This is a genomic window from Paenibacillus sp. FSL R10-2796 (assembly GCF_037965315.1).
Taxonomy (GTDB): domain Bacteria; phylum Bacillota; class Bacilli; order Paenibacillales; family Paenibacillaceae; genus Paenibacillus_AQ; species Paenibacillus_AQ odorifer.
Genome location: NZ_CP150178.1, coordinates 2637595 through 2659834, shown reverse-complemented (window position 1 = coordinate 2659834; position 22240 = coordinate 2637595). Strand labels below are relative to the sequence as shown.

The following is a 22240-nucleotide window of genomic DNA, read 5'->3' as shown; positions in this document are numbered from 1 at the left end:
CCTATTTGTGTTACCTTTAGTGATTAATCTTAGGCGTGTTACGTTCATTAGCTTATTTCTTTGTCTGGTTCCACTCATCAAGTTGCTTTTGAACTTCTGCAATGACTTTATCAAGTCCAGCTTCTTTAAATTTCTTCGCTGCTTTTGGCAGATATGTTTTAGGATCAACAGAACCTGTGTATAGCGCTGGCATAAATTCTTTAGTTACGTTGTTGATAGCCGCTACTTCTGTTTTTACAGGTGTAGGATCAAATGCAAAACCGAAGGTAGGGGCTTCTTTTGAAGAATCATTAAACTTCTTGAAAGCATCCCATTTATCAGCAGGGTCATCAGCATGCAGATAAGTCAGTAACATGTTCCCAAGTGTGAAGCCTGGCATTGCATAGCTATCTTGCATAGCTGGCAGATCTTCAATGACATTGTCAGAGATTTTCTTATAATGTGTTCCTTCAATACCATAGTTGAGCAAATTGCGTAAGTACTTATCTGTATTCAAAAGATTCAAGAACATCATCGCGCGCTCAGGATCACCTGAGGTTACGGAAATCGCGTGCATCGAACCTGCGGCGGACTGTGTATATACATAAGGCTCATGCATAGGCGAAGTTACAATTTCATAACCTGCTGAACGAGACCAACCTTTTTCTGCATAAGGCTGTGTAATTTCGCGATCGGCAAACCATTTACCGGTCTTAATGTTATCAATACCTTCAAGTGTTGCAACGTCTGGGCGTAAGTAACCTGCTGTGTAAAGTCTACGCATCGTATCTAACGATGTTGCAAGTTCAGGTGTCTCCAGAATATTAACAACCTTGCCATCTGTGGAATCCATATAGACCCCGATAGGTAGCTCATCACCTAGTACATAGTCAAATGGCATGAATGGTTTAAAGCCTTTAGGAACAGCTAGAGGTGTAATATCAGCCGGCTCGTTCTCTTTAATCGTTTTAAGAAGTGGCTCTAGATCATCCAATGTACGGATATTGGAAATGTCCATGTTATATTTATCAACATATTTCTTATTGAAGCGCCATACCCATTGCTGTCCAAGCTCCTTATTTACAGGAACACCATAGATCTCACCTTTAATCTTAGTTCCTTCTAAGAAACGAGGGTCCAAAACTTCTTTCGTTTCCTTACCATACTTATCTAGCAGATCATTCAGACCCAAGAACGTCCCATTAGCAGCGTTACGACGGAAGTCATTTGTCCAAGAAGAGGTAAAGGCAATATCATAAGGCTCACCGGAAGCGGTGATGACTTGCATCTTCTTATCGTAATCGCCCCAATCGAACATCGTAATGTTCAACGTCGCGTTAATTTTTTCTTGGGTATATTTATTAACTTCTTTTAAGACAAGATCTAAATCCTTTTGAGGTCCACCAATTAAATACATCTTCAACTCATATGGCTTTAATTCTGATGTGTTCCCTGCTGAATTCCCTGCTGCCGCTGAATTGTTTGTTTCTTTAGCAGCATTTGTATTATTATTCGAACCACATCCAGCTAGAAGGCCAGAAAAAAGCATTGTCCCTGCAAGAGCGAGTGTTAAGCCTTTTTTCATTTTCATTTCTATTTTCCCCCTTTAGATTAATGAACGCTTTATTTATATCGATTCCTGTCCTAGCGATTCGAATAAATACATCTTAGTAGTGTTACTCCTTTAAAGAGCCCACGGTTAAGCCTTGTACAAAATACTTTTGGAAGAACGGATACGCTAGTGCTATAGGTAAGGTCGCCAGTACAACCATCGCCATACGAACGGTTTCTGTTGGCAAGGTTGCAGCAATCTCAAAGCTTGATCCCATCTGCATACTGTTCTGAATGACAAACTCCATATTATTCTGAATTCGCATCAGCATCGCTTGGAGTGGAACAAGACTCGCATCATCTATATACAGCAGGGCATTAAACCAATCATTCCAATAGCCCAGCGTACAGAACAATCCAATCGTTGCAATCCCCGGTAAAGAGATTGGAAGTACAATTTGCAGGAAGGTCCGAAACTCACCAGACCCATCAATTTTGGCAGCCTCAATGAGTGCATCAGGTACGCTAGTCTGGAAGAAGGTCCGCATTACTAGAATAAAGAATGCATTCATCGCTATGGGCAATATTAAAGCCCATATCGTGTTGTACAAATGTAAAAACTGCGTAGCCACGATATAGTTGGGAACCATTCCGCCTGAGAATAACATCGTGAAGAAGGCGAAGAAGCTGAAATAATTACGATAGCGAAATGATCTTCGAGAGAGAACATACGCATAAGTTGTTATTAGAAATAAACTAATGAGCGTACCTAGTACAGTAACCATCAAAGTAACTCCAAAGGAACGAAGCAATTGATCACCTGTGTTAAAAACAAACTGATAAGCTGCTAAACTATATTTTTCGGGTAACAAGCTAAATCCATTTAGAGCAAGTACTTTCTCATCTGTAAAAGAAATGGCTATGACAAACAAGAACGGAAACACACAAGTAAAAGCGAAGATGCCAATTATAATATTGAGTACCACATTCCATAAAGGAGTAATGGCGTTGTTGTCGATTTCTTTTGGCTTACGTTTGAATACTGCCATAACGTCACTAACTCCTTTCTAGAATATCGCATTCTCTTTGCTGATCTTTTTCACAATAGAATTCGTTACAAGCACCATGATAAATCCAACAATCGATTGATATAGACCCGCTGCTGTACTCATCCCTAGATTACCTGTCGTACTCATACTGCGATAAATATAAGTATCGATAACATTCGTTACGGAGTATAGAACACCTGAATCCCGAGGGATTTGATAGAATAAACCGAAGTCCGATCTAAAAATACCACCAATCGCTAAAATCGTTAGCGTTACCATTAAAGGTTTAAGCAAAGGAAGTGTAATAAACTTAATCTGCTGCCATTTGCTGGCCCCATCAATCATAGCTGCTTCATAGTAGGACTTGTCGATACCCGCTATAGCCGCTAAGTAAACAACACTTGAATAACCAATTGATTTCCAAATCCCCATGAAAATTAGGATATATGGCCAAAAGCGAGTATCCCCATACCAGGAAATAGGATCGCCTCCGAAGTAAACAACCACTTGATTCAATATTCCTTTATCTACACTCAGAAAGCTGAAGGTAAAGAAACTAATAATGACCCAAGAAAGGAAGTAAGGCATAAACATCGCCGTTTGATAAACTTTAGCCATCCGTTTGTTCACAAGTTCATTTAAGGTGATCGCAATACCCACCGCAAGAACTAAACCGAGAGAGATCAACGCCAAGTTATAAAGAATCGTATTTCTTGTAATGATATAGGCGTCCTCCGTCGAGAACAAAAAGTTGAAATTTTCAAGGCCAACCCACTTACTGTTTAAAACGCTTGCAAAGAATCCATCCCGATGAATCTTGAAATCCTTGAATGCAATTACTGTTCCAAACATCGGTAAGTAGCAAAAGATCAGGAACCATAATGTCCCTGGTAATACCATAAACCAGAGTACTTTATCCTTAATTAAACTTTTGAAAAATGCAGGCATTATTCCACATCCCCCTTCTCTCTATCCCCAAACAACCCCTATATATCCCTTCGATCTTTTTCCCTCGCCCCTTTAACTACCCTTAATTCTGCGCTATAAAAGCGGTTTCATAAAGTTGAAAAACTCCAGAATCAGATGTAAAAATTAAAGATCCACAGCAGAAGGGACATTTAAAAAGTCTATTTCCCCTTAAATTTGAGCAAAAAAAAGGAAACATTCTCGTTATCAACGTCCATGAAGCCCGTACTTGAACGTGATACTCAGGAACATTTCCTTTATTTTAGGATTTTGCTTTTTTGTACATATTCCGAAGCTCTGTCGGCGAGACACCTACTGATTTTTTAAACTGGCGATAGAAATATGCTGGATCCGGATATCCTACTTCAGCTGCAATTTCGTTGGTTAGTAACGTAGTTTGAAGCAGCAATTGTCTTGCCTTTTCAATTCGAAATTGATTAACATAATCAGAGAAACTACGGCCCATTTCCTTCTGAAATAGCTGGCCCAAATAATTAGGATGCATTTCCATACGCTGACTGAGCGTTTTCAGGGATAGCTCTTCTCTATAGTGTTTGCTTACTTGATCAACCATATATCTCATATTCGGACTGAGCTCATCATTTACTAATGATAATTGGTCCAGTGTTTCTTTCACACTTTCCTGCACATGGTGCACCAATTGCTCAATAGTATGTATGCGCAGCAATGGATTAAACACGGCACTAAAATTAGAGTTTTTCTCCATTTTCTTAGCAATCAACATTAACTCAATCGCTACGTTGTAATTATCAATGCGGGTAATCATGCCACAGCCAAACAGCTTTTCGAACGTTTCTGCGATAAATTGGTTCGTAGCCTCCCGGTCTCCAGATAATAATAATTTGGTGAATTCCTCATAATCAATTTCGAGCTTCTCCTCATGCAGAACCATCTTTGATAGTTGTTCCACATCTATAATCGGGTAACCCGGTAGCATAAGATGATCAACATATAAACTCTTCGCCTTTTTATAACTATTTGGGACTTCCTGAAAAGCATGCTCCTTACTTCCTATCGTTATCCAGACAGACTTTTCTAACTCATGCATAATCTCACATTGCACTTGCTCCAGTACACAATAAAGCTCTTCTTTGTTCTCAGCTTCAGCCCGCTCAGCAATAATAAGAACAAGATCACCTTCCATATCTATAAATACAATAACGGTTCCAAGTTGCTCTAATGATTTCACAGCGATACGATAACATTCATCCATAAGCTGATTCCTATGGAGTTTATCCTGGCCCTCATCGTCATCCTGTTCGGTGATAAGCCGAATCGCAGCCACCGTAAAAAATGAACAGTCCAGTGAGATATTTAAGACTTTTGAACGGTGCTGTAGCTCCTGCCGGCCTATATTGCCAGTTACCCAGCGGTTTAGAATATTATTGCGTAGAACTTGCCAATCCTCTTTAGCATGAAATTGTTCAACATCCTCTTGATTCAGCACTTCAACAATTTGTTCAATGGTTGATTCCAACTCATGTATATTAATGGGTTTGAGAATATAATTTTCAATGCCTAGACTCATTCCAGCTTTTAAATACTCAAATTGCTCATACCCGCTCAAGATTATAAACCTCATTTTTGAATCAAAAACCTTTATTTGCTGAATCAGTTCAAGTCCCGTAAGTTTTGGCATCGTAATGTCAGTAATTAATATGTCGATCCCTTCATTATGATTGCGTAGAAATTCTAAAGCTTCTTCCCCATTAGACGCTTGTCCCGCGATTCTCAATCCATATTTTTCCCATTCAATCACTGAACGTAATCCTTCAAGAATAAGAGGTTCATCATCCACGATAAGTATATTGTGCATTATTAGTACTCTCCCTTACTACTGGTATATTCATGATGACTATTGTTCCTTTATTTACTTCACTAGCGATCGTTAATCCATATTCAGTCCCATAATAAAGTTTAATTCGTTCATTCACATTACATAGGCCTACCGAAGAAGGAGGTTCATCCATTCTCATACTGACTTGAAGCATTTGCTGTAGCTCTGTCAGCTTGCTGGCAGTAATTCCATTCCCGTTATCACTTATAGCAATTTGAATTTCCCCGCCAGATTCAGTAACTTCAATACGGATGAGATTGCCAAAACGGTCAGGTCTAAATCCGTGAACAATATAATTTTCAATGACCGGTTGGATGAGCAATTTAACGATAGAACAATTCATGGCAACTGGACTTATTTGTGATATGATTTGGAGCCTATCTTTATGTCTAATCTGAAACAGCTCCAGATACAAATTGCAGTATTCAATCTCATCAGATATTGTAACGACCATGCTTTTCTTAATCATCGTTCGAAATAATGTCGATAAAATGTAAATCATCTGACCTACATCCTTCGCTCCTTGCGTAATTGCCCGCATCCTAATCGCCTCAAGTGTGTTATATAAAAAGTGTGGATTAATCTGCGATTGAAGTGCAACTAGCTCTGCATTTTTCTGCGTAAGCTCCGAAATGTACACTTTATTAATATAGAGTTCTAACCTTTCACACATATAGTTAAAGTTGTTGGCAATTAGCTGCAATTCATCTTCTCGATTTAGGTGAATACGTGTGCTTAAATCACCTTCCTGTAAGCGCTTCATAGATTTGATAATGATCTTCACTTTTTTAGAGAAACGTAAAATAATTCCGTATGTAAAAGACATTGCAGTAATAATAAGCGCTGTGGTAATCCCGATAATCCAAGTTCGAACCGTTTTCATTTCGTTGTTGACCTGTGACTTCTGAATGATCCCTGCCATAATAAGACCTGAGCTATTCGTTGTATTTAAGTTAACCTTGGAGATCCCATCCAGTGTTGTCCAGCCATCCGCATGAAGCGCATCGAGATGTGGATATCGCTGTCCCATATACCTTCCCAATGAATCATATATAACGTCACCGCTTGGGGTTAAGACCAACAATTGACCATTATTTTCTGCAACTTTTGTGCCAAGCCATTTTGAAATAAGTTCTGCGTCAAAATCTACTATGAGCATCCCGATCGTTTTCAGTGTAATCGGATCTTTAATTTCCCTAGTCATTGTATACAAATTGTTATTGTCTTCTCTTATTTCCTTAAGCACTAATTTGGTTTCATGCGAGACCCAGCCATTCTTCGGTAAGGATAACTTTTGCTTAGAACCGTCCATGTCGCTCAAATAGAATTGTCGGGTATTATTTTTATATAAATAATAAAATTCTTTCTCTGTGCTGTATAAAATAACGTCATAAATCCCGTTTTTCTGATTCAAATAGGTTTTGAAATAAGTATCGAACGTATGAGGAACGGAGCTCCCTATGTCTGCATATTGATCTAAACGGTATTTAAGATAATCCCCATAATCATTTTGCAAAAAGTAGGACAAATCCTCACTTACAGAGGCATCGCTATAAATTTGCTGGATGGCTACTTGGATACTTTCGTACTGCTGATTCATATACAAACTCACATAATCCAGCACCTCCCGATTGGCATCTACATGTTGGCGAGTGATCGTCTGTTCATAGTATTTATATACGGTAATGGATGAGGCAATTAACGTAATTATAATGATCGAAGAGTATATAGCTAAAATTTTATTGAACAGTTTTTTCTGCAAATGGTTTTGATAAAATTTCTTTACATTCAACAAAGCCACCTTCTTTCTGAATATCACCTTTAGGATTAGAAGCTTAACATCACACTTCTTTTTCTGCAATGGAAGCGTATGCATTTTTTATTTATAAATTCTAGCGCTCCAACTTTTCTCTCCACCGAGAGTTTACAACTCACACAAAATCGTCTATAGTTGATTTCTACCCCCCAAACAAACCTATAATAACCCAAATAGATCTTAATTTCCTCGTCCCCCATCAACATATTGGAGGGGCTATTACTCATGTTTCTAACCAAACGCAAACTCAACTCCCAACTAAACGAAATTTCCGAATATCGTTACCGGGATCGTATACACATTCCTTTTTTCAACTCAATGATTGACGAACAAGGTGAAATTGCAGCCGAACCGCCCGTGGATGGAGAATGGTCTAAGCTACGAGTTGGCGATACTTGGAAAGGCCGCGATTTGTATTTATGGCTAACGACAAATATAGACGTACCCGCTACTTGGGCAGGCCGTAAAGTACTGGGTCGATTTGATTTTGGCGAGACGGGTGCTGGAAACAACTCCGGATTTGAATCTTTATTCTTTTTCAACGGCAAACCCTATCAAGGTGTGGATTCCAATCATACCGAAGTGTTCTTGCCAAATGAAACGACAGGCACTCAGCTTCCACTGACCTTCCGGTTATGGTCGGGACTCGAAGGTGGCGGCCCTAAAAAAGATCAGACACATGGCATTCGCATGGCTGAAATTTGTTGGCTGGATGAAGCAACGGATGATTTCTATTTTACCGCGCTTGCTGTAGTTGAGACGCTGAACGTACTCGATGCCAAAACTCCAGAATATACACAACTTATGAGTACAGTAGACCGCTCCTTTCTTCTGATCGACTGGTCTCGTCCAGGTTCAGACAACTTCTACGCTTCGATCGAGGAAGCCCGCAATTATTTGCGTGATGAAATTAACAAAATGGAGAAATCCTCACCCGTCACAGTTACCTGTATTGGCCATACCCATATTGATGTGGCTTGGTTGTGGCAATTGAAACACACCCGTGAGAAATGTGCGCGTTCCTTCTCAACCGTACTACGTCTGATGGAAATGTTCCCGGACTATACCTTTTTACAGACTCAGCCGCAACTCTATGAATATATCAAAAATGACTATCCAGAAATCTATGAAAATATTCGTGAACGTGTAGCTGAAGGACGCTGGGAAGCTGGCGGCGGCATGTGGCTTGAGGCAGATTGCAACTTGACCTCAGGGGAGTCTCTAGTCCGTCAATTACTCTATGGAACTCGCTTCTTACGTAATGAATTTGGGGTTGAATGTGACTATTTATGGCTGCCGGACGTATTTGGCTACAGCTGGTCCTTGCCACAAATTCTAAAAAAATCAGGAATTAATACCTTCATGACCACAAAAATTAGCTGGAATCAATATAACCGGATGCCACATGATACCTTTCAATGGCGTGGGATTGATGGCACAGAGGTGTTAACACACTTTATTACAACGCCTGAGCCTTGGTCCGAAGAAGATTCTTGGTTCTACACTTATAATGGCCGGATTATTCCTAAGACTGTGAAAGGAATTTGGGATACTTACCGGGATAAAGAAGTGAATCGCAATCTGTTACTTTCTTACGGATATGGCGATGGTGGCGGGGGTGTGAACCGTGAAATGCTAGAGATGCGCCGTCGGCTAAACGATCTTCCCGGTCTGCCGAAGATTGAAACAGGAACAGCGGGAGACTACTTCCGTACCCTGCAAGAAACTGTTGCAAATACAGATCGTTATGTCCATGTATGGGATGGCGAGCTTTACTTAGAATATCACCGCGGCACCTACACAAGCCAAGCCTACAATAAGCGGATGAACCGTAAGCTTGAGCTGCTATACCGTGAGGCGGAATGGCTAAATACACTGCAAAGTGTGATGACAGGTGACTGGTCGAACTATCGTCAGACCGATTTAGACGAGGGCTGGAGAATTATTTTGCGCAACCAATTCCATGATATTATTCCGGGCTCTTCGATTCGTGAAGTATATGAAGACAGTACTATTGAATATGCACAAGCAGAAGCAATAGGTCAGTCTGTCTGGGAGCAATCCAGTAAGGCACTTGTGAGCGGAAATGAAGCCGGTAAATATACGATCTGGAACAATGCTGCTTGGGAGCTGACAGAACTCGTAGAAATTACTGTTGAAGCCGGGATGGAAACAGGACATTGGATAAGCTCAGAAGGAAAACAACTACAAGCTCAGCGTGAAGGTGACCGCTGGATCGTTGAAGTATCTAACATTCCTTCTCTTGGATACACAACGATCTCCTTCGTAGAAGATGTGAATTCTAAGTCACTAAGCGCTCCATTCAAGCTAAATGAATCAGGAATCTCAACGCCTCACTTCGAAATTGAATGGAACGAACAAGGTCAATTAGTATCCATCTATGATATAAATGAACAAAGACAAGTATTAGCAAACGGAAGTCACGGTAACGTGTTCCAAGTGTTTGAAGATAAACCCCTAGCCCATGAAGCTTGGGACATTGACATCTACTATCAGCAAAAGAAACGTGAAGTCACCGACTGCCGCAGCATTGAAGTCATAGAAAAGGGTTCACTGCGATGTGTTGTACAATTCACATGGAGTTATATGGATTCCACGATTAAGCAGCAAATGATCTTACATGCACACCATCGTCGTATCGATTTCGTGACAAAGGTAGACTGGCATGAGCGACAACAGCTAATGAAAGTAGCTTTCCCTGTTGCAATACGAGCTACCGAAGCCACTTATGATATCCAGTTCGGTAATGTTACGCGTCCAACACATTGGAACACTAGCTGGGATTACGCTAGATTCGAGACTGTGGGGCATCAGTGGGCAGATTTATCAGATCGTGGTTATGGCGTTAGCTTGCTGAACGACTGCAAATACGGTTATGACATCAAGGATAATGTGATGCGTCTATCCTTAATCAAATCGGCAACGCACCCTGACCCTGAAGCGGATCAAGGTGAACATACTTTCACCTACTCTATCCTGCCTCATACTGGGGATTGGCTACAGGGTGACACCGTCCGTCAAGCTTGGTCCGTCAACAACCCTCTACGGAGCACCATGGGGCAACCAGAAGTAGCAACCAAGTCGCTTATTCGCCTTTCTACTCAAACGGTTATGGTTTCTGCGATCAAGAAGTCTGAGGATGGTCAAAAATTAATCGTACGTGTGCACGACTATTCCGGAAGCCGCCAGCAAATTGATATGACTAGCGACTTGAATATTATTTCGTGGCAAGAGTGTAATCTAATGGAGCGTCCTGAAGGGGAAGTCCACACTGAACCTGTCATTACTTTTATACTTGAACCTTACGAACTAAAAACATTTGAAATCGAAGCAGCAAAATTAATAAAGTAACATACAAATAAAGTAACATACAAAAATCGGGGTGTCCCTGTAGCCATGGATCAAAGGCTGCGAGGACACCTCTTTATATATTTTCTCACGATTGTTTCATGATTTTAGGTATACACCTTGTGTAATGAGTGATCTTGACGTATACTCCGAGTAAGGGAGAGATGGATATGAGAAAAATGAGGAAAATCACAATATTCACAGGTATTGGATTATTCAGCCTTGTTTTGATTGCCATGTTTGCAATCAGCGCTTTTGTAATCAAAAGACCGGCGACTACCACCCCTGTAATTGCGGAAGTGAAGCCTTACAAGTGGAATAAAGTCACGCTAGACGGAAATGTCATATCAAGTGATGGATCAGAGTATTTTTTGTGGAATAAAAAGGGTGAAAATAATAACTGGATCATCTTTTTTTCCGGTGGCGGAGCCAGCTGGGATGCCCAAAGTGCCGCACACCCCATCAAGCTTATGAACTTTATTAAAGGTGGAGATACAGGCAACTATTTCCAGAACATCCCCTTCTATATGTTGACATTGCTGAGAGGCATGATGGATACGGATAACCCTGCCAATCCTTTTCATGGCTGGAATGTGGTCTACCTTCCCTATTCAACCGGTGACTTCCATATCGGCAACCGCAAAGTTGAATATAAAAAAGATGACGGCAGCCCCTTTACTATGCGTTATAACGGCAGCAATAATGTGCGAAGCAGCCTCGATTGGATATATGCCAACGTGGATAAACCCGGCAAACTACTGATTGCTGGCGAAAGTGCCGGTGGCTTCGGGTCCGCTTTTTGGGCTCCCGAGATCGCCTCTCATTACAAGAACTCCGAGATTTTCCAATATTCAGACAGTTCCTTCTTGAAATCAGACAAGTGGCCAAATGTTGTGAAGCAGGAATGGCAGGCAGACTTCGTGAAGAACTTCGGATATGCCCCTGAAGCGGATATCATCGGGGCAGCTTTTAAAGCGAACGGCCATCTACTTCCTGCGAATGCGATAATATTGCAATCCTACTCGGTATTTGACGAGATTCTAATCCACTTTCAGAACAATATCAACGATTACAAGGGGCCAAGAGATCAAAGCATCATTAATGAGTGGTCACAGGAAATGCGGCAATCTGTTTCTTCTTTGGCAGCCACTTTACCTAATTATTATTACTATCTCACCGACTATGGACTGAACGCTAAGACGGGTACAACTCCGCACACTTTTGCCACCAGAGAGACCTTCTTTCAGGCTGAACAGGATGGTGTGAAGCTTCTGAATTGGTTAGGTGATGCGATCAACCGGCAGAACCCCTATTCAGTGGGCAGCAAATTCCTCATGAATTCGAAGCCAGCTCAGAAATAGTGCTAGAAGCAGCGGAAGAGTTGCAACAAGACAGGAGAGAAAATCAATGAATTTGCGGGAAAAGCAAATGCAAATGACAAGGGAGATCATTAAGGATACAGCGCTTAGCTTATTCTGTGCTCAAGGTATTGAGCGCACGGATATGGCACAGATTGCGGAACAAGCCGGCATCTCCCGGCGTACTTTGTATCATCATTATAAAGACAAGGAAGAGTTAGCCGCTCAAATCTATGTCCTTAATCTGGAGCGGATGTTTGGACAGCTGCTGTTTGATTTTGATTTTAAACACCCTGTACAGTCATTGGAGAACATTCTCGATAAATATCTGGCATTAAGAGATCAGCAGGAAGCCCTGATCTACTATGATGCCATTTTTGGAGTTTACTACAGCACGCTTTCCAAAAATCCCGCGGAACTTCCTGACTTTAAGCAGGCTATGGAAGGCTGGTATTCACGGTTAATTCTCCTTGAGTCCATATCAGTCGCTCCGGAGGAAAAAAATAAGTGGCTGGACATTCTGCACAAGTCCACCCACCTGTATTTCATGTATTTACAAAAAGCCGTCATTATTACTCATCAGCGGGGGGGTGTGGTTACGGAGGAAGATCGGGTTATGGACCGGCAATTCAAGGATTTCATTATGTTTGGCGTACGGCAATCCAAGAATCAGACAAACCCTTAATTTCACTTATGAGGCAACCTGACGATAATCGTCGTTCCCGCTCCAACCACACCGTCCACTTCTATGTTTCCCTGATGCAGGGAGACAATTTTTTTAACGATTGCAAGTCCCAAGCCATTGCCATTGTTGTTTCCATTCCGTGACTTGTCTATTTTATAAAATCTTTGGAATACGGCGTTGAACTCTTCCGGGGAAATCCCGATCCCGTTATCACTGATGGTGACCGATACATCTGCTGCACTGTCATCTATACTAATGCGGATGTTCCCGCCTTCAGGTGTGAACTTGATGCTGTTGCTCAGCAAATTCATCCATACTTGCTTCAGCTGATCTTCATCACCCTTAATTTTGACAGCTTCCGGCAGCTCAAGATCGATAACGATGCCTTTGGCTGACCATTGTGGCTCACAGGTCACAACGATGGTTCTAATCTGCTCGTCAAGATTGAAGGAACCTGCATTAAAGGGATGATGTTCAGAATCCAGGGAAGCGAGCTTCAGCAAATTATCACTTAACCTCGACAGACGTTCACTCTCTGCAATGATGATATCAAGATATTCAGAACGTTCCTCTTCCACGATTAGATCATTGTTCTGCAATGCCTTGGCAAAGCCGGAAATAGACGTAAGCGGTGTCTGAATTTCATGAGAAACGTTGGATACGAAATCCTGCCTCATCTGTTCCAGCTGCTTCAGCTCCCCGGCCATCTCCACATAGCTTTGTGTCAGTTCCCCTATTTCGTCTACTCGGTTTACTTTAAGCTCTACCTCGAAATCACCCTTGGCCAGCCTTCTTGTCGCATTCGTCAAAGCTTTGATCGGCTCCACCAAATATCTGGCGGCAATAAGAATGCATAGACTACCCAGTAAAAGCACGAGTAAAAGCACAAAGAGCAGCATCCGATTGACGATATTTTCGTTCTCGGCAGAATACTGCAAGAACATTGCTTGCCACTCCCCGTTAAACATAAAGGGCATCCCGATAAAGGTATCCTTATCTTTTGCGGAGGAACGATAGAGTTTTCCTTGCAGCACTTGTTTCACAGCCTCGGGGGTGATAGTGACGGCCGGACTATCCTTGAGCCCATAAAAGGTATATTCCCCGGAATGATTATACAAGTGGATAGGGTATGCAGATACCTTAACCATACTATTCAAGAACTCGTCTGTATCCTCAGGCTTGGCGTCATCATAACGGTGAATGATCTCCTTCCCCACTGTGATCATTTCATTCTGTCCCTCGTAACTTATTTGTCTCTGAAAGACATACAAACCAATGAAAAAGGAACAGATCAGACTAAAGATAATGATGCCTAGAAACGTGAGAACGACGCGTACATACAATGTCTTGATCATAGCGCAGGGATCAGCCGGTATCCTAGGCCGCGGGCCGTTTCGATTTGAAATTGCTCGTCGTTACCGCAGAATTTCTCCCTCAACCGGCTTATATGCACATCTACAGTCCGGCCGTCTCCTTCATAGTTCAATCCCCAGATTTGAGAAATCAACTGTTCTCTTGTGAAGATTTGCCTAGGGTGACTAGCCAGCAGAAACAGTAGCTCAAATTCCTTCAAAGGAATCGTTACCGGTTCTTCATCACGCGTAACCTGGAAAGTGCGGCGGTTAAGCACCACATTGCCCAACTGCACAGACTGGGAAGAAACGACCAGCGAGCGTTTAAGCAAAGCTTTTACTCGCATCACCAGTTCAAGCGGATCAAACGGTTTGGTCAGATAGTCATCCGTGCCGAGTTGAAAACCTTTCACTTTATGTGCAGATTCTCCTTTAGCCGTCACCATGAGGAGGGGAATGTTGGCATCAGAGCGCCTGATTTCTCTGCACAGATCCCAACCATCCAATCCTGGCATCATAATATCTAGGATGACGAGATCGACTCGCGAGTTCTCTATAATGGACAGCGCTTTGGTGCCATCCCTGGCTTCTTTGAGGTCAAAACCTTCTTTTCGCAAAAACAAAGACATTAGCTTTCGGATGTTATCATCATCATCAGCAATAAGTATAGTAGCCACGATTGTCCTCCTCTCTTAAGCTTACATTATATATGATATATTCTTGACAAGAAACGAAGTTATCCGAGCTGCCAACCCAACAGGTTCCAATAGTAGAAAAACAGAGTCATCACTACAGCCGAAAGTGCCACTAGTGTATAATGCACACGCTTGAAAGCTGTCCAGTATTTATTCTTCCAAACCAGTATAGCCGAGATTAGCAAAGCTAAAGTCAGTCCAACCAAAAGGATTGGCATAACTAAACTGAGAGAAAGCGAAAGACTGATACCGCTGAACTTCTGCATCGTATCCATGGACATAACCACCATAAATATCGTAACGAAAGATAGCAGCGCCCACCCAGCAGTTCCCGCAGATAAGCGGATGGCCCACTTTTCCGGAGGCGTCATCGCCTTGATCTTGCGTCTGGAGAAGATTAGTCCAAGCAATGCAGTGATGAAAATCAGCCCCGAGCCGCCAAGTACGATAAGCCAAAACTTATTCTGATTCAAGAGTGGCGTACGCTCCAGTGGCATTTCCGGTGCCATACCTAAGAGCATATGTGTAACCTTACCGGTATCATTTGTGCGGAAGCCGATTTGTTCGGTGCCTCCCTCGAGCTGGAACAGATTCGGAGCGATTTCTCTATACAACTGTTGTTCACTACCACTTCCCAAAGATAGCTTATTGTCCTTTACCTTAACATTTAGCTGGGCAAAAAAATTGAAAAATTTATCAATATCACTGTGGTTACGGCGTGTGAATTGATAGGTTCCCGCATATTTCTGAACAGATTCTGCAGAAGTTGAGAATTCAGGCTGCTTCGCTTCAGGATCGGGATAATAGCGCTCAACAAAGGCATGGACTAGGCCTGCCGCGGAATCACCGCCCTGACCGCCGTTATAGGAAACAAAGATACCTACATGCTTGGCAGGCACAAGATAAAACTCCGTATTAAACATGGGGTCGGAACCACCATGAGTGATTAGTCTAAGACCATTGATGCGTTTCTCAGAGAACCCCAGATCTACTCCCGGCATACGTTTATCGAATTGGTACGCCGTTGAATGCATTAGTTCTGCAGTCTCCGTTCTAAGAATCTGCTGGTCACCATATTTCCCGTTCTGCAGATGGGCAATCATAAAGTGCGCCATGTCTACTGCTGATACTGTACCCGAGCCGGCAGGACGAAAGCCGCCCTCGAAGGTAAGTGTGCCAGGAATAAAGCTACCGTTCTCACTCGTGTACCCTACAACTTGATTGGGTATGAATGACTCCGGCAAAGGCTCTACCACCGTCGAATATTTCATGTCGAGCGGATCGAAAATATACTTTTGTATATAGTCATTGTAAGGAACAGCGCTGACTTCCTCCACAATCAGACCCGCGAGAGTAGCCCCGAAGTTCGAATAAGAACTCATCTCTCCGGGGGGTCTTACCCGTGCCAGCATATGCTTATTGAGTGTTTCCGAGATTGATCCCGGCAATTTGGCAGGGTCGGTAGTGATTTGATAACCCACTCCACCCTCTTCAAACCCCGCTGTATGTGTCATCAAATGGCGCATCGTGATCGGCTCAGGATAAGTAACAGGGATCTTCACTGATTTCAGGTAGGTGTTAATATCAGTGTCCAGATCTATCTTACCTTGTTCGACCATTTGCATCACCGCTGTCCAGGTGAACAGCTTTGTTGTTGAAGCGATTCGAAACATGCTGGTTGTCGGATTAACCGGTGCCGCTTCTTCCAGATTGGAACTGCCATAACCTTTGGCCAAAATAATCTTGCCGTCTTTTACAATGGAGATAACCGCTCCCGGAATTTGCAGCCGGTTCATATCTTTTTCCATAATTCCATCAACGAAGCTAGTCAGTCCCGCGGTATCATCGAGATTGGCAAATGCTTCAATTTGCGCTGCCGGCAGTCCGGTTTGACCCGTTTGGTTCTCAGCCGAGGCCTGTTTCCCGGGAAATACCAAGCTTGCGCCAAAGCCGGCACTAATCACAGCCAATAGGGTCAGACCAGCGATCAGCCTTTTTTTCATAGGTGTCAACATTATTATCCTCCGAGTCATCATTTATTGGGGTGGATGATCATCCGCCTAACACTTATAGAGATTATCAGAGTATTATGAATGGAACGTTAACAAGACAATAAAAAAACTAGACAGCAATCCACCCTTAAAAGTGACGGATCATAGTCTAGTTACATCAGAAAAATCTATAAAAAATCCCATAGCGAACGTATGCCTACAACCTTACTGTAGCTCAGTCCCGATCCCTTTTTCTCTAGCCTTCTTCACGAAGTATACCGCTGTTGCGATATCAAAAACCGCCATCCCCATCGGACAAAAGAAAATCGGCTCATCGGCTCTGAGTTCATTCAGGCAATGGCGCGAGACGACATCGGTAATCATTCGGGTATCGGCACGAGTTAACCCATGTTTCAGATGGAGCTGCTGTATGTCAGTATTTTCGCGGCACACCTCATCCCAGTCGTCGACGATTATGGACTTCACCGAAGCTAATGCCTCAGGTTTATAATCACGCAGTGAAATATTCAGTAGAAGACTACCTTCCGCCGGAAGCATATCGATATATCTATGATTGGATACGGTACAGGTGATAAAGATATTGGACTTTCGATAAACGTCCGCCCACGTCTCCTCCACTTCTATCCTATCCTTATATATAGATGAGATGTCTGACAAATCTACTTCCCTTATATCAAAGATGCGGACACGTTCAACTCGATCTCCGTACAATGCCATAACCATTTGAAAATGATATTGCCCGATTGGTCCCCAGCCGATAATGCCAAGATAAATCCGTTCAAGTGAACGTGCCTGCAAAAAGTAGCCAATCATCAGTCCACTGATGGAAGCTGTCCTTACGATGCTGGGGAGCGGAGAGCTTAGGACGGATATAGGCTCGCCCGTAATGGGATCATTCAAGACAATGATGCTATGCGCGCGGGGAAGACCAACCTGGATATTATCCGGGAAGCTGGAAATCCATTTGATCCCTGCTGCGTTCACGTTCCCCCCTACGTATGCGGGCATTGCAATAATACGATTTTGAGGATTTTTATACCTTAGATAAGGTTTTACGGGCTGCGCGTAATCTCCAGAATCAAGTATGCGCACCGTAGTTTCTATCGATTCCACGAGAGAAGGCCAATCAAGCCCCACCTCCCGGATGTCCCGATCGTTTAAATACAGCATTCCACAACCTCCTTTTGCCGCTCGTTAAGCAAGGACATCTCCACCGTCAGCCGAGAACTCCTGCCCAAATTCATTCTGAATCCATGGGTCAGAGTATACCGTATCGAGGTAACGCTCCCCTTTGTCATGCAGGATCACCGCACAGACAGATCCTGGAGCCAATTCTTGCTCCATACGCCTAACAGCGGCAAGGTTAGCCCCTGAGGATGCACCGGCCAGAATCGATTCATTCTGAGCGAGTGCTCGGCATCCTTTTACGATATCCAAGTCTGAGACATGCACGATACGGTCGATTAAATCCGTTCTGCAGAAAGGGGGTACGATGCCAGCACCGAGTCCCGGGAACCGCCGTTTCTCTTTGTTGCCACCAAAAATAGTACTTCCCTCCGCATCGACGGCAACAATCTTAGTCTTCAGACCATGATCCCTTACATATTCCGCGAGACCTCGAATCGTGCCGCATGTACTTACGCTGCAAAACAAATAATCTACTTCGCCAAGCTCAGTCACGATTTCTTTCATGGTCGTATGGTAGTGGGACAAATAGTTATTTGCGTTTGCATATTGATTCGGCCAGTAGCTGCCCGGTATTTCCTCCAAGAGTCGCTGCACTCGATTCAGTCTAGCAGGCAGATATTCACCGGTCTCGGGGTCGGGATCGCTAACAAAGTCAATTTTTGCAGTTAATGTTTTCAGAATCTGCAGATTTGTTGTGGTAGTTCTTGGATCAACCACGCTAATAAACCGCAGCCCTAAATATTGGCAAATCATCGCCAAGCTAATCGCCATATTTCCCGAACTTGACTCAATAATAGTAGTTCCCGGCCCGATTTTCCCTTCCTTCCATGCCTCATGGATCATCCGCAGAGCTGGACGGTCTTTCGCACTTCCTCCCGGATTTAGCAGTTCCATTTTTGCGTAGACTTCGAACTCACTGTTCTGGAACAAATTATTCAGCTTGATTAATGGCGTTTTTCCGATAGTCGACAAGATACCGCCTTGGATATTTATGTCCACCTTAGCTTTGTCCTTCTGATAATATAACTTCTTGTTCTTGACCTGCCCGCTGGCCAGCGACTCCCCTTTAGCTACTATAATGATCTCAATATCATCAAGCAGATGGTTGCGAATCATCATCCCGATTTCCGGAATACACTCCCTGATTTCCTCTTTGATTACCGGAATAATAGAGGGCTTCACAGATTTACTCTTGATATAAATAGAGAGCGCATTGTTTTTTACCTTGACCCGAATGATCGCATCTTCAATATGACGGTATACGACCTGCTCGATATCGTACAGGCTGATCTTCTCACCGTGCTTCAGTTCTTGACCCACTCTTTTTACAATGGACTCAAAGCTTTGTTGTTCAACCCCGTCTATCATCACAGGCCTAAAATCCCTTACAACGTCATAAGTAACAAAACGAAGAGCTGGCAGCATCTTGCGGACAGTTGAGGTAAGCACCAGAATACTTTCATTGTTCCGAAGCGGCCTTACTTCTTCGTCTAACTCCTGAACCCCGATTCCTTCCGCAAAAATTCCGTCGGCAAAAATGTACCTGCCATGATCATGGGAGTAATAAGCGATCGTACCGATTTCAATGGAGCCGTAAGTATCGATGATATCTCTAGGATCAATACCAAACAAGCCAGCCATATTCCGCTGCCACTCAGGCGGAGCAATTTCCCCTACCAAAATAATCTTGCGAATTCCGAATTCACGCGGGTTTCCGGCAGCATATACGATATGGTCAAGGATGGACGGCATCGTATAGAGCAAGTCAGGTTTAAAAGCTTTAAGCTGTTCAATATGCTGTTCGATTGGCAGTTCAAAGGGTATTGAACTTTTCTCCAATCCTAACCTTTCAAAAATGGTCAGCGCAGTATTTGCTGCATGTCCAGTGCCCATATCCGCCAACGCTCTGTTATATCCGCTTCCCGCAATAAGCTCGCCGAATAGCTTCGTTTTAATATCCACATAGTGTTTGTCATCTTCCTCAGAGTAGAGGATTGCTTTTCTACGGCCTGAGCTTGTACCAGACGTCCTATAAACAGTCCAAGAAGGATCGATGGGTTGGTTATAATAGAAGGTTTCAAGTGTTTTCGAAGACATAAGAGGTAAGTTCTGCAGGTTATAATTCGTTTTCTCCCCATCGATCAGCCCCTTGTACCAAGGGTATTCGTCCATTACTTCTTGCACCTTATTCTGCAATTTCCCGAGCAGCATCATAGCCGCCTCCCGTTGACCGCATGCTGCAGCCCAAGTTTAATAAATGCCTCCAATATTCATATGTAGAATTCTTTGCATGTGTTCTATTATTCTGTGTTTGCCCAAGCAAAAACTGCGTATTCCCGTAATATAGCCTATAGATATATAGAACGGAGGAACAAAATGAAGGAGCCAAGACGGCGGATATCCAATAAGCTGACGAAAACAAGGGTACTGCTTAGAAAACAAGAGCTAAGGAAGTATATCCCGGTAACGAAAAAAATGAATAAAAACGTACTCTATGAGATGTTGCAAAAACATAAAATGGTGTACATTAAGCCCTGCTGTGGATCTTTGGGACAGGGTGTAATCCGGATTGAAAGATCGCAAGATCATTCCTCCAAAAAACGACCAGCCTACAGCTATCAGTCCGGTACGCATAAACATACATTTTCTGATTACGAGATGGCTTATCGGGCAATCTCTAGCGAGACCCAAGGAAAGTACTATTTGGTGCAAAAAGGGATTTGGCTTTTGGTTTATGAGGGAAGGCCATTTGATATCCGGGTTATGGTGCAAAGAAATCTTAAGGGTGGATGGGAAGCTACAGGCATTGCGGGTCGCGTAGCTCATCCTCGCAAAGTGGTTACGAATGGGAGCCAAGGGGGAACGATTTATCCGGTAGAGGCATTATTAGAATCCTACACAAACGTAGAGAATAGTAGCGCGTTGATCCGGTCCATGCAACAAATCGGAGTGAACTCCGCCAGACAGCTGAGCACAGCCTATCCCGGCCTGCAGGAAATCGGTGTGGATATTGCCTTGGATCGACGCCTTAAACCATGGATCTTGGAAGTAAATACTGCCCCCGATCCGTGCCCGTTTACCAAACTGAATGACACCAGCATGATTGAGCGAATCGTCAAATATGCAAAAGCCTATGGCCGCACATACAATCTTAAATGCATGAAGTCCAAACAGGGTATGGTCTGAACGGATTTGATTGGTGATAATACAAACAGCCCTGATATATAAAAATCTCTACCAGAGCTGTTTGTGTTGTTTTAGAATTCGGAGTCGCTCACCTTAACAAGCATCTTCCCGAGGTTCGCACCATGGAACAATTGCAGGAATGCTTCAACCACATTATCGAATCCTTCAACAACTGTTTCTTCATATTTTAATTTACCTTCTGTTAGCCATTTTCCAAGCTCTTGAAGTCCTTCTGACTGGCGGGCTGCGTAATCACTAAGAACGAATCCTTTGATAAGGGAGCGGGTTTTGATCAATCTGCTCTGAATACGTGGACCCATATCTCCATCTGTACTATTATAGGAAGAAATAGCGCCACATAGGGGAATACGTGCATAATCATTAAGCAAGCTCATCACAGCATCTGAAATTGATCCACCCACGTTGTCAAAATAAACATCAACACCCTTTGGACATGCTTCTTCCAAAGCCTGGCCTAAATTTTCCGTTGTTTTATAATTAATGGTTGCATCAAAGCCAAGTTCTTTTTTCAAATAGTCACATTTATCATCGCTACCTGCGATCCCAACGACACGAGCGCCTTTGATTTTGGCAATCTGTCCAACAAACATCCCCACTGAACCCGCTGCTCCAGACACTACGACAGTCTCTCCTTCTTTCGGCTGCCCGATATCAAGTAAACCGAAATATGCAGTGAGCCCTGTTAAACCTAGAACACTTAAGTAAGCCGATACAGGTGCAATCGAATCATCGATTTTGGTTACTGCTTTAGCATCTACAGTATTATATAACTGCCAGCCCAGCATACCGATGACTTTATCTCCAGCTTTGAATAGCTGCGATTTGGATTCTACGATCTCTCCCACAAGTCCTCCAGCGATGACTTCATTAAGCTGATACGGAGGAATATACGATTTAGAATCATTCATTCTTCCGCGCATATAAGGATCCACTGACAAATACAACGTACGTACAACAACTTGTCCTTCTTTTGCTTCAACTACAGGAATATCTTTGAACTCGAAATTTTGCTGGGTTGGCATGCCTACAGGACGTGAAATTAACAGGACCTGTTTATTTTTCAACTGATTCATAGATCACTACTCCATTAATATTTATTTTTGCTGCTACCTATAACTATTAACCAAACCCTGTACATGATTATCAAATAGTTAT

General features: G+C 42.9%; 15 protein-coding genes. 4 read left to right on the top strand and 11 right to left on the bottom strand.

Translation table 11 applies throughout. The features are described 5' to 3' along the window. Positions 1-52 precede the first annotated feature (52 nt). The 5 genes from NST58_RS11815 to NST58_RS11795 all read right to left on the bottom strand — a co-directional run bounded on the left by NST58_RS11815 (position 53) and on the right by NST58_RS11795 (position 7195). Positions 53-1570, bottom strand: coding sequence for an ABC transporter substrate-binding protein (locus tag NST58_RS11815; RefSeq protein WP_076129999.1), 1518 nt, complete (start codon positions 1568-1570; stop codon positions 53-55). 85 nt (positions 1571-1655) lie between these two features. Continuing rightward, positions 1656-2579: a carbohydrate ABC transporter permease gene (locus tag NST58_RS11810; protein WP_038569957.1), complete on the bottom strand. Its 924-nt coding sequence runs from the start codon at positions 2577-2579 to the stop codon at positions 1656-1658. Between the two features lie 18 nt (positions 2580-2597). Beyond that, a complete protein-coding gene (locus NST58_RS11805; protein ID WP_076129998.1) occupies positions 2598-3527 on the bottom strand; it encodes an ABC transporter permease subunit in 930 nt (309 codons plus the stop codon). Positions 3528-3807: 280 nt separating this feature from the next. Next, the gene (locus NST58_RS11800; RefSeq protein ID WP_076195203.1) at positions 3808-5382 is read right to left on the bottom strand and encodes a response regulator transcription factor; all 1575 of its coding nucleotides are present in this window, start codon (positions 5380-5382) and stop codon (positions 3808-3810) included. Then, positions 5357-7195 (bottom strand): sensor histidine kinase, encoded by a 1839-nt coding sequence (locus NST58_RS11795; RefSeq protein WP_175617386.1) that lies wholly within the window; start codon positions 7193-7195, stop codon positions 5357-5359. Before NST58_RS11795 ends, NST58_RS11800 begins: the two co-directional genes overlap by 26 nt. 249 nt (positions 7196-7444) lie before the next feature. On the opposite strand from NST58_RS11795, the gene NST58_RS11790 reads away from it, so the two are divergent. From NST58_RS11790 to NST58_RS11780, 3 genes are all read left to right on the top strand, one after another. Further along, on the top strand, positions 7445-10591 hold the full coding sequence (locus NST58_RS11790; protein ID WP_339247886.1) for an alpha-mannosidase: 3147 nt from the start codon (positions 7445-7447) through the stop codon (positions 10589-10591). Between the two features lie 167 nt (positions 10592-10758). Beyond that, the gene (locus NST58_RS11785; protein ID WP_179086337.1) at positions 10759-11949 is read left to right on the top strand and encodes a pectin acetylesterase-family hydrolase; all 1191 of its coding nucleotides are present in this window, start codon (positions 10759-10761) and stop codon (positions 11947-11949) included. A 46-nt stretch (positions 11950-11995) separates the two neighbouring features. Beyond that, positions 11996-12631: a TetR/AcrR family transcriptional regulator gene (locus NST58_RS11780; protein WP_339247881.1), complete on the top strand. Its 636-nt coding sequence runs from the start codon at positions 11996-11998 to the stop codon at positions 12629-12631. 2 nt (positions 12632-12633) lie between these two features. On the opposite strand, the gene NST58_RS11775 is transcribed toward NST58_RS11780, so the two are convergent. From NST58_RS11775 to sbnA, 5 genes are all read right to left on the bottom strand, one after another. Then, positions 12634-13986, bottom strand: coding sequence for a HAMP domain-containing sensor histidine kinase (locus NST58_RS11775; protein ID WP_076195006.1), 1353 nt, complete (start codon positions 13984-13986; stop codon positions 12634-12636). Beyond that, entirely contained in the window at positions 13983-14660 is a 678-nt protein-coding gene (locus tag NST58_RS11770; RefSeq protein WP_076100805.1) for a response regulator transcription factor, read from the bottom strand. The genes NST58_RS11775 and NST58_RS11770 overlap by 4 nt, the downstream gene beginning before the upstream one ends. Positions 14661-14719: 59 nt before the next feature. Continuing rightward, a complete protein-coding gene (locus NST58_RS11765) occupies positions 14720-16693 on the bottom strand; it encodes a serine hydrolase domain-containing protein (protein ID WP_256717258.1) in 1974 nt (657 codons plus the stop codon). 201 nt (positions 16694-16894) lie between these two features. Next, positions 16895-17860: a 2,3-diaminopropionate biosynthesis protein SbnB gene (locus NST58_RS11760; RefSeq protein ID WP_076186487.1), complete on the bottom strand. Its 966-nt coding sequence runs from the start codon at positions 17858-17860 to the stop codon at positions 16895-16897. 24 nt (positions 17861-17884) lie between these two features. Beyond that, positions 17885-20092, bottom strand: coding sequence for a 2,3-diaminopropionate biosynthesis protein SbnA (gene sbnA / locus NST58_RS11755; protein WP_305954162.1), 2208 nt, complete (start codon positions 20090-20092; stop codon positions 17885-17887). Positions 20093-20254: 162 nt separating this feature from the next. On the opposite strand from sbnA, the gene NST58_RS11750 reads away from it, so the two are divergent. After that, positions 20255-21064, top strand: coding sequence for a YheC/YheD family protein (locus NST58_RS11750; RefSeq protein WP_076195008.1), 810 nt, complete (start codon positions 20255-20257; stop codon positions 21062-21064). A 71-nt stretch (positions 21065-21135) separates the two neighbouring features. Here NST58_RS11750 and NST58_RS11745 read toward each other — a convergent pair whose 3' ends face one another. After that, on the bottom strand, positions 21136-22158 hold the full coding sequence (locus tag NST58_RS11745; RefSeq protein WP_076195010.1) for an NADP-dependent oxidoreductase: 1023 nt from the start codon (positions 22156-22158) through the stop codon (positions 21136-21138). Positions 22159-22240: the final 82 nt, after the last annotated feature.

Coding starts and splice junctions, on each gene's coding strand:
- NST58_RS11815 (WP_076129999.1), bottom strand. CDS start 1,570: ATGAAAATGAAAAAAGGCTTAACACTCGCTCTTGCAGGGACAATGCTT.
- NST58_RS11810 (WP_038569957.1), bottom strand. CDS start 2,579: ATGGCAGTATTCAAACGTAAGCCAAAAGAAATCGACAACAACGCCATT.
- NST58_RS11805 (WP_076129998.1), bottom strand. CDS start 3,527: ATGCCTGCATTTTTCAAAAGTTTAATTAAGGATAAAGTACTCTGGTTT.
- NST58_RS11800 (WP_076195203.1), bottom strand. CDS start 5,382: ATGCACAATATACTTATCGTGGATGATGAACCTCTTATTCTTGAAGGA.
- NST58_RS11790 (WP_339247886.1), top strand. CDS start 7,445: ATGTTTCTAACCAAACGCAAACTCAACTCCCAACTAAACGAAATTTCC.
- NST58_RS11785 (WP_179086337.1), top strand. CDS start 10,759: ATGAGAAAAATGAGGAAAATCACAATATTCACAGGTATTGGATTATTC.
- NST58_RS11780 (WP_339247881.1), top strand. CDS start 11,996: ATGAATTTGCGGGAAAAGCAAATGCAAATGACAAGGGAGATCATTAAG.
- NST58_RS11775 (WP_076195006.1), bottom strand. CDS start 13,986: ATGATCAAGACATTGTATGTACGCGTCGTTCTCACGTTTCTAGGCATC.
- NST58_RS11765 (WP_256717258.1), bottom strand. CDS start 16,693: ATGTTGACACCTATGAAAAAAAGGCTGATCGCTGGTCTGACCCTATTG.
- NST58_RS11760 (WP_076186487.1), bottom strand. CDS start 17,860: ATGCTGTATTTAAACGATCGGGACATCCGGGAGGTGGGGCTTGATTGG.
- sbnA (WP_305954162.1), bottom strand. CDS start 20,092: ATGATGCTGCTCGGGAAATTGCAGAATAAGGTGCAAGAAGTAATGGAC.
- NST58_RS11750 (WP_076195008.1), top strand. CDS start 20,255: ATGAAGGAGCCAAGACGGCGGATATCCAATAAGCTGACGAAAACAAGG.
- NST58_RS11745 (WP_076195010.1), bottom strand. CDS start 22,158: ATGAATCAGTTGAAAAATAAACAGGTCCTGTTAATTTCACGTCCTGTA.